The organism is Paenibacillus peoriae, assembly GCF_022531965.1.
GTDB classification, from domain to species: Bacteria; Bacillota; Bacilli; order Paenibacillales; family Paenibacillaceae; genus Paenibacillus; species Paenibacillus polymyxa_D.
In genome coordinates this window covers 2,826,344-2,840,212 of the sequence record NZ_CP092831.1, presented here as the reverse complement: position 1 = coordinate 2,840,212, position 13,869 = coordinate 2,826,344, and the positions used below count along the sequence as shown (strand labels likewise).

12 protein-coding genes and 2 pseudogenes are annotated in these 13,869 nt (G+C 49.8%); all 14 read right to left on the bottom strand.

What is annotated here, in order from left to right; genetic code table 11:
• Positions 1-47: 47 nt before the first annotated feature.
• The 14 genes and pseudogenes from MLD56_RS12475 to MLD56_RS12410 all read right to left on the bottom strand — a co-directional run bounded on the left by MLD56_RS12475 (position 48) and on the right by MLD56_RS12410 (position 13,472).
• Positions 48-431: a PTS sugar transporter subunit IIA gene (locus MLD56_RS12475; RefSeq protein ID WP_029515283.1), complete on the bottom strand. Its 384-nt coding sequence runs from the start codon at positions 429-431 to the stop codon at positions 48-50.
• A complete protein-coding gene (locus MLD56_RS12470; protein WP_049816877.1) occupies positions 403-756 on the bottom strand; it encodes a GH32 C-terminal domain-containing protein in 354 nt (117 codons plus the stop codon). The genes MLD56_RS12475 and MLD56_RS12470 overlap by 29 nt, the downstream gene beginning before the upstream one ends.
• Positions 748-1,539: pseudogene (locus MLD56_RS12465) on the bottom strand (glycoside hydrolase family 32 protein); the annotation flags it as partial. The pseudogene MLD56_RS12465 and the gene MLD56_RS12470, both read right to left, overlap by 9 nt.
• A 42-nt stretch (positions 1,540-1,581) precedes the next feature.
• On the bottom strand, positions 1,582-3,036 hold the full coding sequence (locus MLD56_RS12460) for a sucrose-specific PTS transporter subunit IIBC (RefSeq protein ID WP_029515285.1): 1,455 nt from the start codon (positions 3,034-3,036) through the stop codon (positions 1,582-1,584).
• A 548-nt stretch (positions 3,037-3,584) separates the two neighbouring features.
• A complete protein-coding gene (locus tag MLD56_RS12455; RefSeq protein ID WP_029515287.1) occupies positions 3,585-3,809 on the bottom strand; it encodes a hypothetical protein in 225 nt (74 codons plus the stop codon).
• Positions 3,810-4,067: 258 nt separating this feature from the next.
• Positions 4,068-4,196 (bottom strand): annotated as a pseudogene (locus tag MLD56_RS12450) (tyrosine recombinase XerS); the annotation flags it as partial.
• A gap of 75 nt (positions 4,197-4,271) precedes the next feature.
• Positions 4,272-4,970, bottom strand: coding sequence for a respiratory nitrate reductase subunit gamma (gene narI, locus MLD56_RS12445; RefSeq protein ID WP_029515288.1), 699 nt, complete (start codon positions 4,968-4,970; stop codon positions 4,272-4,274).
• Between the two features lie 2 nt (positions 4,971-4,972).
• Entirely contained in the window at positions 4,973-5,641 is a 669-nt protein-coding gene (gene narJ / locus MLD56_RS12440; protein ID WP_029515290.1) for a nitrate reductase molybdenum cofactor assembly chaperone, read from the bottom strand.
• The gene (narH, locus tag MLD56_RS12435) at positions 5,628-7,142 is read right to left on the bottom strand and encodes a nitrate reductase subunit beta (RefSeq protein WP_069011448.1); all 1,515 of its coding nucleotides are present in this window, start codon (positions 7,140-7,142) and stop codon (positions 5,628-5,630) included. Before narH ends, narJ begins: the two co-directional genes overlap by 14 nt.
• Positions 7,132-10,818, bottom strand: coding sequence for a nitrate reductase subunit alpha (locus tag MLD56_RS12430; protein WP_029515294.1), 3,687 nt, complete (start codon positions 10,816-10,818; stop codon positions 7,132-7,134). The genes narH and MLD56_RS12430 overlap by 11 nt, the downstream gene beginning before the upstream one ends.
• On the bottom strand, positions 10,811-11,092 hold the full coding sequence (locus MLD56_RS12425) for a hypothetical protein (RefSeq protein WP_029515295.1): 282 nt from the start codon (positions 11,090-11,092) through the stop codon (positions 10,811-10,813). The genes MLD56_RS12430 and MLD56_RS12425 overlap by 8 nt, the downstream gene beginning before the upstream one ends.
• Before the next feature lie 52 nt (positions 11,093-11,144).
• Positions 11,145-11,471, bottom strand: a complete 327-nt coding sequence (locus tag MLD56_RS12420; protein WP_039274876.1) for a hypothetical protein — start codon at positions 11,469-11,471, stop codon at positions 11,145-11,147.
• Positions 11,461-11,901 carry a hypothetical protein gene (locus MLD56_RS12415; RefSeq protein WP_029515298.1) on the bottom strand — a complete coding sequence of 147 codons (441 nt, stop codon included), beginning with the start codon at positions 11,899-11,901 and terminating at the stop codon, positions 11,461-11,463. Before MLD56_RS12415 ends, MLD56_RS12420 begins: the two co-directional genes overlap by 11 nt.
• Complete coding sequence (locus tag MLD56_RS12410) at positions 11,883-13,472, bottom strand: nitrate/nitrite transporter (protein ID WP_029515300.1); 1,590 nt, start codon at positions 13,470-13,472, stop codon at positions 11,883-11,885. The genes MLD56_RS12415 and MLD56_RS12410 overlap by 19 nt, the downstream gene beginning before the upstream one ends.
• Positions 13,473-13,869: the final 397 nt, after the last annotated feature.

The window sequence follows — 13,869 nt, the reverse complement described above, 5'->3', positions numbered from 1 at the left end:
TGTGCTGTAACAGCTTGCCGGTTCTCCGATAAATCCAAGCTACACCATCATTTTAAGTGAACACGAAGCAGTGGGACACCGTCTACCACCCCAGCGCCTTCCATCGTCTCCACCGATTTCACCATTTCCTGGTCGTCCGGGACCAACACCGGTGTGATCACCGGAAAGCCCGCCTGCTCGATTTCGGAAATATCAAATTCCAGCAGCTGTCCTTTCTTGATTTTGTCACCGGTCTGAACTCGTAGGGTAAACCCTCTTCCCTTCAACGACACCGTATTAATGCCAACGTAAATCAGCAGTTGAATACCGCTAGCATGCTCCAGCAGCAGCGCGTGATTACTACGGCCGAACGCATGCGCTACTATTCCGTCAAACGGCGCATAGACTTTACCTTCCCGGGGCTTAATGGCTATTGACCTCGCGGCCATCATCTACGAACACTTCTACAGATGATGTATCCATAAACAAATGCAGCTTGACAGCCAAAGGATTCAGCTTGCAGCTTCGGACCGTACCAAATTCTTCTGCAATCGGCCTTCCGGACAGCGTTCGATCCAGCATAAGCCTAGATTCCCTGGTGTTGCATACCAGATTCGTCCCTTCTGCTTCTCCTGTTCTCAGTCTAATACCATATTCGACGGCGTCTACATTATTGAATTCTATTATCAGCTCGTAACGTGAGCCGGCAAAACCGGCCGGACTAAGCGTATCGTTTGAAATTTTCCCGTCCGCGAACCTTTCCCTTCCCGTCTCCACATTCAGTGGATCACCGATTACATAACCCGACGGTAAATATTACCAGGGTCGTTCAGCTTTGCTCCCTGCGGACAGAAGCAGAGAACCCCCTGGCCGTCAAATTCAAAATAATCCGGACATTCCCACATATAGCCGAAATCGGACAAACGGGTATGCAGTTCGCCAACCTCTTCCCATTTGTAAAGATCAATGGAGCGATAGAGCATGGCTCAGCCGGTAAGATTGGAACGTTGCGCTCCAAACGGCATAAAAGCAATCTTTCTGTTTCCATACTTTGGGGTCGCGACAATGATCGGTATACCCGGACGGAGGTCCGCTTATAACCGGGGAGGAGAACTTGTGTATACGTCCATCTCTCTCCATTTGAGCCATACACTGATAAGGAATTCGCTCCCAACTCTTATCACGTGTATTGCCGGTGTACATGAGGTACAATTGCCCATTGTGTTCGATTGCACTGCCCGAGTATACTCCATGACTGTCAAAATCCCGGTCCGGTTTTAACGCCACCCCCCGGTTCGTCCAGTGAACGAGATCCGGAGAGCTGGTATGATACCAATATTTGAGACCATGCACAGGACCGAGAGGAAAACATTGATAGAACAAATGATACTCTTCATGAAAAAAAGCAAATCCATTCGGGTCGTTCAGCAACCCTGTCTCAGGCTGGATATGATACCCCTGGCGCCAGGGGCACCTTACCACTCTGGCGGCCAGACCGGAGATTTCCTCCGGATTGGTATCTTCTAATCTTCTGTATCTCTCTTCTTTCGTCCACTCCACAGCAACCTCCTTACTGCAAAATAGTTCCAAGCATGCCTAAACTTACGGTCGATCCGCTGCTTCGTTTGAAGTCTCCCCTGAGGCTGACGCATTTTTCCGCTTGCCCCAGAGCAGGGTGATGAGAAACGTAACCAGAGAGCTGATGCCCATGCCGATACAGAAATCAGCGATGGACTGTGGGCGGATTGCGATAATACCGGGTAGCGCCGCCGGTCCCATCGAAATGGACAGCACATGTGCGTAAGCAATATAGGCGGAAGCCAGGCCGGAACCGATCATCGCAGCAATGAACGGGTAGCGAAGCTTCAGGTTGATTCCGAACATTGCAGGTTCGGTAATACCGAGCAGCGCGGATATGCCGGCAGCTGAGGCGATACTCTTCGTCTTGCTGTTGCGTGTGATGAGAAAGACGGCCAGCGTAGCCGCGCCCTGAGCGATATTCGCCATCGAGGCAATCGGAAGCAAGAAGGATCCGCCCGTCTTAGCAACGTCCGACAATAGTTGGGTATCCACAGCGAGGAAACTGTGATGCATTCCCGTTATGGCAATCGAAGAATAGAAAAAACCGAAAATACCTCCTCCAATGAAACCCGTCGTATCATAGAGCCAGAAGAGACCATCTGTCAGTCCGTTGCCCGCGGCGCGAAGGACCGGTCCAACAACAGCAAAGGTCAAGAGGCCGGTAACGAGGACAGACAGCAAGGGAGTCAACAGATTATCAAGATAAGATGGAATTACCTTTCGCAAATTTTTCTCGATTACCGATAAAATATAGGATACGGCCAGTACTGGCAGAACCGTTCCCTGATAGCCAACCTTTTCGATTGAGAAACCGAACAGTTGCCAGGTGGGTACTGTCCCATCTACAAGTGCCTGGCCGTAGCTGTAACCATTAAGCAGATCGGGATGAACCATAATCATGGCCAGCGCCGCACCCAAATAAGGATTTCCACCAAACTTGCGAGTGGCCGAGAAGCCGATCAGGATGGGAAGGAAAACAAATGGAGCGTTGGCGAATAAATTAATAATGCTTGCCCAATCGGCAATACCAGGGTACATCTCGACCAGAGACCTGGGACCAAACAGATTGCTGGCAGTCAGAACGTTGTTGATCCCCATTAATAGACCCCCGGCAACAATCGCCGGAATGATCGGAACAAAAATGTCGGAAAGTGCTTTCACAAGTCGTTGAAGCGGATTCATTTTAGCTGCTCCTGCCGTCTTTACATCGCCGGTGGACATTTCTCCGAGACCCGTAAGTTTGGCGAACTCGCCATACACGTTATTTACAATCCCGGCTCCAAGGATAATTTGATATTGCCCTGCTATAGAAAAAGTCCCTTTAACAACGTCCATTTGATCAAGCGCTTTTTGATCAAGCAAAGATTCATCTTCAAGAACGAGCCGCAATCGCGTCGCACAATGAGCAGCTGCCGTTATGTTTTCCTTACCTCCCAGGGCATCCAGGATGTCAGCTGCAACTTGCTTGTAATCCATATTTCTCTCCTCCTAATATTATGAAACCGGTTCCAATTTAATTAAAAAAAATGTTCGTTACCGACATTGGCCGGTAATTTTTGTTCGAAAACAACTGCCCTCCTATTACTTTCTCCGAAGAAGGTTATTGCCCCACTTCACCACTTCTCGCTCCCTTCAATAAGCCCCTTTTGACCACCCGTAGGATTGGATGGACATACAACCCTTGCCATAGGAAAAAAATTGCTCAATTCAAAATGTTTGTTTTATATTAAATTTTGTAAGGGGGCTGTTATTTGATAATAAAACACTATCCATGTCATCCTCAATGGTAAGTTAATGCGATGGCAGGGTAAAAAATTGCCCCTTCATTAACACAAAAATCCACCGCAGAAAATAAAGGGTCGTTGCTGCTTCCAGCCCGGTTTTCCTACACTCTGACCTGAACAGACTGAAACACGAGGATTATTTGCTAAATCCATAAGAGTGCTTGCCTGCCAATCGTCAGGAAAGAATTTAAGCATCTCTTGGCAGAACAATGTGGGTTCTTACGATATTCAGGAATCGGTTTATTGAATACTTAAAGCCTCCGTTTCGTCTCCGGTGAGTCCTTCGTCTTCATCATCTACCATCGTCTCTACCCAATTAATGTCTGCAAAAGCTATCTTCATGTACTCCATCAGTACGCGCTGAGCATTGAATCCTACCTCATCAATCATAGATTCCTTAGTAAAGTTTTCTGCAACTAACCAATCAAAAAACATAATATAGTCATGGCAATAGTTCAGAAGCACTGATAAACCTCCCCACCTATAAGTTCATCACTTTGGTCGTTTGATCAATGATGAAACTGAAATCACCTCTTGCAAGTGGGGAATTATATATTATTATACAATTTTGTCTATGTATTCCATAAAAGAATTCTCCTTGGACGCAAACCATCATTCTGAATCCATTACTATAGAAAAAAGCCGCCATTAAGGGCGACTTTCTACATCCTATGTTCTGTCCTCCAAGAGCTTCAATCTTAATTTGATCGCCCACCATCAATAAAGGTTGTTTTTCAATCTGGGCACATTAATGTTCTCTAGGTGATAACGGGTTGCAAATGAATGTCTCAGAGAATGCACGGATAAAGCTGGTTTTCCAAAAGCTGAAGCATATTTTTCAATCAGTTTCTCATTGGTTAAGCAGAGATGCTCTTCATGAACAGCTATTATTGTCATCAGAAATTTTCGTCCATATCGAAATAGAAATCAGGTTCTCTCCCGTTTCCGGTAACTGTTTCTGGAACGGTACTGCTGCGGAGATCTTGCCGGATAACGTGCGGGAAAAGAAAACATATGGACCAGATGGGTAAACGGAATGGAAGCGAACAGAAGAAACGCCAGGATGATGTGAAGCTGAAACACGAAAGGAACCATGTGCATCAACCCGTATTGCGGATTAAAGGTGAACAGGCTGCGAAACCAAGGCCCGATGGTCGTACGGTATTCATAGGCCACCACAGTCGTATTATACACGATGGTCATATAGGTACCGATGGCTGCGATGATCAGGACTAAAATCACTGCAAAATAATCACCAAAACCCGCATGGGCCCTTACCCGACGGTTAAGGATTTTGCGCATAAGCAGAAGAACCAGACCGATGACGACCATCAGACCGGCAAAGCCGCCCCCCGCGATCGCAAATATATGATAGGTCTCATCGGATATGCCGAAGAAATGATAAACACTGCGCGGGATCAACACACCCATGATATGGCCAACAAACGCGAAAATGATCCCGTAATGGAACACAGTCGAACCGATTCTGAGCCATCTTTTTTCAAAAATCTCCGTAGAAGGCGCCGTCCAGCTGACCTGACGAAAAGCAAACCGATAGAGCAAGCCGACGATCATCACCGCCAAGGTAAGATAGGGAAACACGACCCACCAAAAGATACCAGTCATCATTATACCCCCATTCCATTGCACGTTTTATAGACAGGTAAGCCTGAATCACTACGAGCCGTACCGTCCATGCCAAACAGGATAGGGTAAGGCAGTTCATCCAGATCGGCGCTCTCCCGCTTGCTCTCCAGCATGCGAATTTCTTCTTCCGTAGGGACCTCGAAAACATCGGTCATCAGAAAGTTCAACAACTCGGAATAGGGACTGTCTTCAGACAGATGCTTCCGAATCCGCTCTGTGGCTGCGGCCAGCCGGAGTTCAAGCGCGCGTACATGAACATTGTCGGACCTTACCGCCAGCAGCTCGTACAACAGCGGAATGAAGTCGCACAGCTCCCCGCTCGGCATCATAAAGCCCGCATCCCGGACAATATGCTGAAGCAAAATCAGAGCTGCCCCACGTTCCCGACTGTCACCCAATTCATGAGCGGTCAGATAGAGTCCGGTCTTTTCCTTCCAATCGAACGTCCAAACATAAATTTCCTGAAGCTCCTTGGGAGGAACCGAGAAGATAGCCTCGGCCGCCTGGCCAAACCTGCTCGCCAGCTCATTATCTTTCATTTCCTCTTGGACAGCTGAAAGCAGTTCCTCCTTCATTTCCTGAAAATCCTCACAGGGATATCCTAGCAATCTGGCGCAGGCCGCCAGCAAAACGGGCTTATGTTCCATCATCCATGTCCTCCCTTGCGAAAAGATGTGACGTGACCGCGCTTGACGGGGTAATGGATTCGATGCTGCAGGCCCCCTGCTTGTAATGAAGCTCTTTCGCGCCATCCATTTCCCTCCGAGCGGTTGGGATCACAAACCTTTCGTTATATTTGGCAACAGCGAACAATCGGGTCATCTCTTCAATTTCCTCCACTGTAATTCCCGCCTCTCCCAAAAGCTGGCTGTGTCTGAGATCATCCATGCCGCCAACGGCTTGCTGCCGCCTATGTACACGCATGGCGGTCATTTTAAGCAACACTCTACGGATGACGGAGGTATCCCCTGCCGTAAGCAGAGATGCCAGATACTCCATTGGAATCCGCATTTGATCGACGGCGGGAATATAGTGATCGGTCTGAAGCTCGTCTTCTTCAATATGGTTCATAATCGGGCTAAGCGGTGGAACATACCACACCATAGGGAGCGTGCGGTATTCCGGATGAAGTGGCAGAGCAACCTTCCACTTCATGGCAAGCTTGTAGATCGGCGAGCGCTGTGCCGCATCGATCCAGGAATCGTTGATCCCGCTTCTTCTCGCCTCCTTGATCACTTCCGGCTCGAAGGGGTCAAGGAACACCGAAAGCTGGGATTCATACAAATCCTGCGGATTCTCCACGGAAGCTGCCGCCTTGGCTCGATCTGCGTCATAGAAGACGACACCGATATAGCGAATCCGGCCCACACAGGTTTCCGAGCAAATCGTGGCCATGCCCGCTTCTGTCCGCGGGTAGCAGAAATTGCATTTTTCCGCCTTGTGCGTATTCCAGTTGTAGTATACCTTGTGGTAGGGACAGCCATTGGTACAGAATCTCCACCCCCTACAGGCGTCTTGATCTACAAGTACAATGCCATCCTCCTCCCGCTTGTACAGAGCTCCGGATGGACAGGAAGCCACGCAGGAAGGGTTCAGACAGTGCTCGCAAATGCGGGGCAGGTACATCATGAACGTCTTCTCATACTCCATGGCGATCTGTTCCTGAAGCTGCTTGACATTCGGGTCCAGCGGTACGATCTCACTCCCGCCAGCCAGGTCGTCATCCCAGTTCGGGCCCCATTCCGGCTTGTCCATATATTCTCCGGTAATCAGTGATACAGGCCGCGCGACCGGAAGATGCTTCCGCTTGGGGCTATGAATCAAGTTATCGTAATCATAGGTCCACGGCTCATAGAAGTTGTCCAGGCTGGCCATATTCGGATTGTAAAAAATATTCGCCAGTTTGGTGATTGGCCCCCCCGCCCGGAGTGCCAGCTTTCCGTTGCGCAGAACCCACCCGCCTTTAAATTTCCTCAGGTCTTCCCATGCCCGAGGGTAACCGGGACCCGGCCGGGTTTCCACATTGTTGTACCACATGTATTCCGTTCCGGGCCGATTGGTCCACGTGTTCTTGCAGGTCACCGAACAGGTATGGCAGCCGATGCATTTGTCCAAGTTCATGACCATGGCGACTTGCGCTTTAATCCTCAAGCCAGTCAACCTCCTTTAACGGTCGGATGATTGTCATCGTATCTCTCTGACTTCCTGTCGGCCCGTAGTAATTAAACCCGTAGCTCAGTTGGGCATAGCCTCCGATCATATGTGTCGGCTTCATCGTAATTCGAGTCACACTGTTATGGGTACCGCCGCGCTGCTTGGTGATAGAGGTACCCGGCACGCCAAGCGTGCGATCCTGGGCATGATACATATAAGCGATCCCCTCTGGAATCCGGTAAGTCAGCACCGCTCTTGCTGCGATGACTCCATTCCGGTTATATACCTCAATCCAATCGTTATCCTTGATCCCGATCGAAGCCCCGTCTTTTTCGTTCAGCCAGACGACCTGCCATCCGCGGAACAGCGTCGACATTTGATTGGTGTCGATGAACATCGTATGAATTCCCCATTTTTGGTGCGGGGTCAAATAACGGATCGTCATCGTTTTCCCATTCGCTGGCACTTCTTTCTCACCCTTAAAAAAAGGAACGTGCTCCAGCGGCGGCAAATAAAGCGGCAGCCCTTCACCGAAATCCAAAATCATCTCATGGTCCAGATAAAAGCTTTGTCTGCCTGTTAAAGTGCGCCATGGAATGCTGTACTCCGTATTTAAGGTAAAGGGCGAGTATCTCCGATTGTCCTTCTCCAAGCCACTCCAGACCGGAGTTGAGATCGTATGCCGGGGCTGAGCAGTAATATCCAGAAGCGTGAAAGCCTCTTCTTCCCGAGGTTTTGAGATGTCCTCCAGCTTTTTGCCGGTTTTGGTCTCTAACGAACGCCAGCCTTCCACGGCTCGTTCTCCGTTCGTGGCGCCAGACATCAGCAGAATCGCTTCGATTACCTGTTTATCCCGGAATAGATCCGGCTGTCCTTTGCCAATCCCCTCATGTTTCGATGCCCCCAGCCGCTCCATGAGCTGGCCGTACACCTTGTCGCCGGGAATTTTAATCCCCTTTGTTCCATAACCCTTTTTAATGTTCGGTCCGATGGTAATCATTTTTCCATACACGTTCGGATAGTCACGCTTCACCAATAAAAAATGGGGCATCGTTTTGCCGGGCACTGCCTCCGTCTCTCCCTTGCGCCAATCGCGGATTTTTCCGTGAACTTGGGCGATTTCATCTGGACTGTCATGTCCGAGCGGAGTCATGAGAACATCCTCGCAGGCTGGCAAATGTTTCTCCGCCAATTGGGAGAACGTTTTGGCGATTTCCCGAAAAGCGTCCCAATCGCTTTTGCTTTGCCAAGGCGGTTCAATAGCCGGATTAAACGGATGGACAAACGGATGCATATCGGTCGTGCTTAAATCGTATTTTTCGTACCAGGTCGCTGCTGGCAGCACGATATCCGAAAACAGCCCTGAACTCGTCATTCTAAAATCCATGCTGATGAACAAATCGGTTTTGCCTTCCGGCGGAACATCATCCGTCTTCACCGTCTCTGGCCGCCACGAATGGCTCGGGTCCGTCAACACCTGATTGTCCGCCCCGATCAAATGTTTGGCAAAGTATTCATGCCCTTTACCGCTATCGCCAAGCAGATTGGACCGCCAGTTGAAAAAGACACGCGGGAAATTGTTCGGATCATTGGGGTGCTCCACCGCAAAATCTAGCTCTCCCTCTTTAACCATTCTCGCAATTTCCTGTACGGCCTCCTGATCGTCCGAAAACCCTTTTTCTCGAACCTGTCTGGCCACATCGATGGAGTTCTGGTTGAATTGCGGGAATGAAGGCAGCCACCCGAGCCTTACGGCCAGCGCATTGACATCCGCAGGATGCATATGGTTAAACCGCCCGCCCCAGGATGGTTTCTGCTCCTCATTGACCTTGGCCTCATAGCGGAACTGCTCCGTCGCGAAGTAGAAGAAGGAGGTTCCGTTTTGTAAGCGGGGAGGCTTGATCCAATCTCCTGCAAATGCGATCTGCTGCCACCCCTCCACTGGCCTCACCTTTTCCTGACCTACGTAATGGGCCCATCCGCCGCCATTTACTCCCTGGGAGCCCGTGAGCAGAACCAAATTCAGAATGGAACGGTAGATTTGGTCGCTGTGATACCAATGGTTCGTTCCTCCGCCCATGGCGATCATCGATTTTCCACCTGTCTTGGCCGCATTTTCGGCAAACTCCCTCGCTACCTGAATGCAATGAGATTTCTTGACGCCAGTAATCGCCTCCTGCCAAGCCGGAGTGTAAGGCTTCGGATCGTTATAATCGACCGGATAATCGCCTTGCAGTTGCTGTCTGGGTACACCCACATGAGCCATCATAAGGTCATAAACCGTCACGACTTTGAGCGTCCTGCCTTCCACACTCGGCAAATGCTTTACGGGAACTCCACGCCGAACTGTCCCTCCCTCCGATTCCACGAAATAAGGAAAGTCAACGAGAGCCACTTCATCCGCCGCATCAATAAATGACAGCAGAGGATCCACTACTGTCCCGTCAGGATTTTCGAGATCCAGGTTCCACCTGCTGTCCTGATCCCAACGGAAGCCCTGGCTGCCGCTCGGAACCATCGGCGCTCCTGATGCCTCGTCCCAGACTACCGTTTTCCATTCGGCCAACTCCTGGGCATCTCCCAAGTCGGAGGCCCGGAGGAAGCGGCCCGAACGAAACGCATCGGCATGTTTCTCTAGTATCACGAGGAAAGGAAGGTCTGTAAATTTTTTTGCGTAATCCGTAAAATAAGGGACTTGCTGATCCACGTAGAATTCTTTGAGAATGACGTGGGTCATAGCCATGGCAAGCGCGGCATCGGTCCCGGCTTTAGCTGGCAGCCAAATGTCCGCAAACTTTTCATACTCGGCATAATCGGGGCTGACCCCGACCACCTTGGTGCCGTTATAACGGGCTTCCACCATGAAATGCGCATCAGGAGACCGGGTTTGCGGAATGTTGGTCCCCCAGATAATAAAATACTTGGAGTTATACCAGTCGCCGCTTTCCGGCACATCTGTTTGTTCTCCCCAAACCTGCGGCGAGGCAGGGGGAAGGTCTGCATACCAATCATAAAAACTGAGGATGGTCCCGCCAATCAGCGACAGGAAGCGTGTCCCTGCCGAATAACTCACCATGGACATGGCCGGGATCGGGCTAAAACCAACAACACGATCTGGACCGTATTGTTGAATGGTATGGATAATAGAGCTGGCAATCATCTGACAGGCATCATCCCAATCCGCCCGAACGAAGCCGCCTTTCCCCCTGGCCTTGACGTATCTGTCACGCTTTTTGGGATCGCTGACGATGTTTTTCCAGGCCGTGACCGGGTCCTCAACAACTGCCAGCTCCTCACGCCACATGTCGTACAAATCACCGCGGATATAGGGATACTTCACCCGGATCGGGCTATAGGTATACCAGGAGAAGCTTGCCCCGCGCGGGCAGCCCCGGGGTTCATACTCGGGGAAGTCGGCTCCTGTGGTCGGGTAGTCCGTTTTTTGTGTTTCCCAGGTGATAATGCCGTCCTTGACGAAAACATTCCAACTGCAGGAACCGGTACAGTTTACGCCATGTGTCGACCGAACGACCTTGTCATGCTGCCAGCGGCCACGGTATAGGCTCTCCCAATCCCGGGATCTTGGGCTCTCCTCGGTCCATCCCTCGTTTATGGCCTCTCCGCGTTGCAAATATTTCAACGCATCAAGCAGCTTGTTTTTATGTTCAGCCATTACACAGATGCTCCTTTCCCTGCTGGTTTACCGGGTTAAACCTTTCCCCCGTCAGTTTGAAGCTGTCTTGTCCCAACTGAAGCTCTTCCATAAACACTTCCCAATCCGCTGCGTTGCAAGCCGCGATAATCAGGCGCTGAAGCTCGTTCAGATCCTGCAGCCGGCAGATTTGTTCTTGCACAGGCTGCGGCACTCCGCCGAATCTCATCTCAAGCAAGGCAAGCAAATCATTCCGATCATCCCGGACAAATTGTTCCGTTTCCACCTGATTCATCTGGTTCGCCTTCTTTCGTATCCATTTTTCCAACTCATTCTGCCGACCTTTGTTAGAATTTCATCATTTTAAAATAATCGGCAATCATCGATTTCTTAATCTTTTCCGCCGACTGTTTAAAAAAGGTCAAGACCTCTTCATCGCCGTCTTCCACCAATGCCCAGGAAAATTTCCTGCTGGTGACCTGCCCCAATTCCTCGCCAAATCGGAGGTAGACGGTGATGCCGTGATCATCGGTCCGGCCACCCGCCTTCACATCATAAGGATGAAGGTGGAGCATCTCGAGCTCTTGTACCAGTAGCCGATACAGTCTCGGCTCCACAGATTGAAGTGGTTTGTCGGGAAGCATCGCCGCCAGTGTATAGGTCTCATTTTTCATGGAGCAGTCCCTCCACTTCTTTTTCCAGCATGTTCATTTCATCCCGGTTATGCAGTTCATCAACGATAATCAAAGCCTGAAAACGAGCAAGAAGCTCGCCACCCACCTTGCTCTGCGCCAGCAGTTCCTTAATCTCAGCGACAATTTCTCGCATTAATTGATGATCGCGAGTCAGGGAAATAATGACGTTCTTCAACTCCGACTTGATGCCCACAGCTTCTACATATAATCCTTCCTCTTCGCTGGCTGCGTGCTGGAGCGTACGTCCCTCCCAATGCTCCACCGTGATGTAGGCAATTTCCTCCGCTTTGTCCAATTCACCTTTTTTTATACTTCTGTCCAACAGCTCGGTAAGTTCTCTTGCTTCGCCTAAGGCCGCCTCATGAATCATCGAATGACTGTCCACATGTCTCAATGCGGGTCCTGACATGAATCCCCCGCCTCCTTTCCTGTTGCTTTTTTTGAGAAATGATTTTGCGCTAGCCCGCCGCCTTCACCTTCCTCGATTACGGAGTCAGCCTGCGAAAGGTCGCTGAATATAGCCACATAATGAGTGACATTCTGCTCGTTCGTAATTGCCGTTACCGAGAGCCACTCTCGAAAAACCTCCCCGCTTGCCTTGCGATTGACGATCTTTCCCTGCCATTTTCCGGTGGTCAGCAAAGTGACCCAAAAGGCATTATAGAAAGAGCGATCTTGGAAGCCGGAGTTGAGTATATTGGGAGTTTTTCCAATCACCGCTTCTTTGGGATATCCGGTGACCTCGGTGAAGGCGGCGTTTACGGTATGGATCACGCCCTTGGCATCAGTGACCATCACGGCATCGGCTGTGGACTTGATAATATCCGACGCAAACTCCAGCTTGTTGCTGAAAAATACCCACAGAACAAGTATCAGGCTGGCCAGCGAGGCCTCGGACAAGGCCATAAAGCCGATTGCGTAGTGGCCTGTCCACCCAAACAGCAGGGTAAGCAGCAGTGGAGGAAAAAAACCGCCCAGACCGCCCGCGGCAGAGACGATCCCGCTGGCGATGCCCCCTTGCTTTGAAAAGTATAGCGGGACCAGCTTGAACACCGCGCCGTTCCCGATACCGGCGCACACGGCTACCATCAAACAACCCAACGTAAAAAGAGGCATGGTCAATCCGAAAGAGAGTAAAACTCCTGACAAGGTTAGGCCGGCAAACACGAACATAAGAACTACAAAAGGATTGAACTTGTCGGACAGTATCCCGCCTACTGGACGGAGAAAGGTAGCCAAGGCGATAAAACCCGCCGTCCTGAGTCCGGCATCCACCTTGCTTAATTCAAAATAGCTGACCAGAAAACCGGGGAGATAGATTGTAAAAGCTACGAAGGAGCCGAAGGTGATGAAGTAAAATATGCTGAAAAACCACAACTTTTCGTTGCGATAAACCTGCTTGAGTTGATTCTTCCAGGACCTTCGTACGCGCTCTTCGTGCTTATCCCCTAAAAACAGATTCAGTAGAGCGAAAAGGGCGAGCAAAATCAAAAAAAACTGAAGGGCTCTTGACCAGCCGATCGCATCAGCCACCCACGGTGCACCAAAGGTAGAGATGGCCGTACCCAGATTCCCGATCCCGTATATCCCGTTGATGGTGCCCTGCTTTTCTTTGGGATAATATTTGGGCAGTGAAGTCACACCGACCGAGAACGTGGCTCCACCTATCCCAAGAAAGAAGCCCCCGACCGCCAAATCCAGAAAAGTATTGGCCTGGCTCAAATAGTAGACAGGAACAAGCAGAATAAAGAAACTGACTGTATTCATCAGCCTTGCCCCGAAGCGGTTGGTCAGAATCCCCGCCGGAATTCGCAGCAAAGAGCCCAAGATTACCGGGATCGCGGTGGACCACGCTCTTTGTCCGAGCGTCAGCGGAATATCCTGACTTATGTAAGAAATCAGGGAAGAGATCAAGACCCAGACCATAAAGGAGACAACCAGACTTAAGGTTTGCAATGGCAACTGAATTTTTTTTACCATGTATAGCTCCCCTTTGAAGATTATTCGAATTGCAAATATAGGATATAATATCCATTTTTGACAAACTTCTGACCTTTCAAACATTTGATTTGGGGAGGTAACAAATGACGACTCACTTGCAACCTGTGATGGAAGGATGCTTGCCATGATCGGCTACGATGTGGAAAAATATTTTCGGAAGATGCTCTAGCTGGCGGGCAAAAATCAGGTCAACTTTTTATGTAGAGCAATTGCATTTGTATTTTATGAAGCTCAAGCGATTAATAGTTTTTCCACGTCCATGAGCAGTTCTTCGCCTGTCATATTTGAATACTTTTGGCCACATAGAAATTCTAAACCACTGTCTTTTTCTATTGTATAGGATGAAAAACTCCAACTTGACATGGTTAATCAAATT

Bases quoted from the DNA above. Each gene is read 5' to 3' on its own strand.
- MLD56_RS12475 (WP_029515283.1), bottom strand. From the start codon at position 431: ATGATGGCCGCGAGGTCAATAGCCATTAAGCCCCGGGAAGGTAAAGTC.
- MLD56_RS12460 (WP_029515285.1), bottom strand. From the start codon at position 3,036: ATGGATTACAAGCAAGTTGCAGCTGACATCCTGGATGCCCTGGGAGGT.
- narI (WP_029515288.1), bottom strand. From the start codon at position 4,970: ATGACTGGTATCTTTTGGTGGGTCGTGTTTCCCTATCTTACCTTGGCG.
- narJ (WP_029515290.1), bottom strand. From the start codon at position 5,641: ATGATGGAACATAAGCCCGTTTTGCTGGCGGCCTGCGCCAGATTGCTA.
- MLD56_RS12430 (WP_029515294.1), bottom strand. From the start codon at position 10,818: ATGGCTGAACATAAAAACAAGCTGCTTGATGCGTTGAAATATTTGCAA.
- MLD56_RS12425 (WP_029515295.1), bottom strand. From the start codon at position 11,092: ATGAATCAGGTGGAAACGGAACAATTTGTCCGGGATGATCGGAATGAT.
- MLD56_RS12420 (WP_039274876.1), bottom strand. From the start codon at position 11,471: ATGAAAAATGAGACCTATACACTGGCGGCGATGCTTCCCGACAAACCA.
- MLD56_RS12415 (WP_029515298.1), bottom strand. From the start codon at position 11,901: ATGTCAGGACCCGCATTGAGACATGTGGACAGTCATTCGATGATTCAT.
- MLD56_RS12410 (WP_029515300.1), bottom strand. From the start codon at position 13,472: ATGGTAAAAAAAATTCAGTTGCCATTGCAAACCTTAAGTCTGGTTGTC.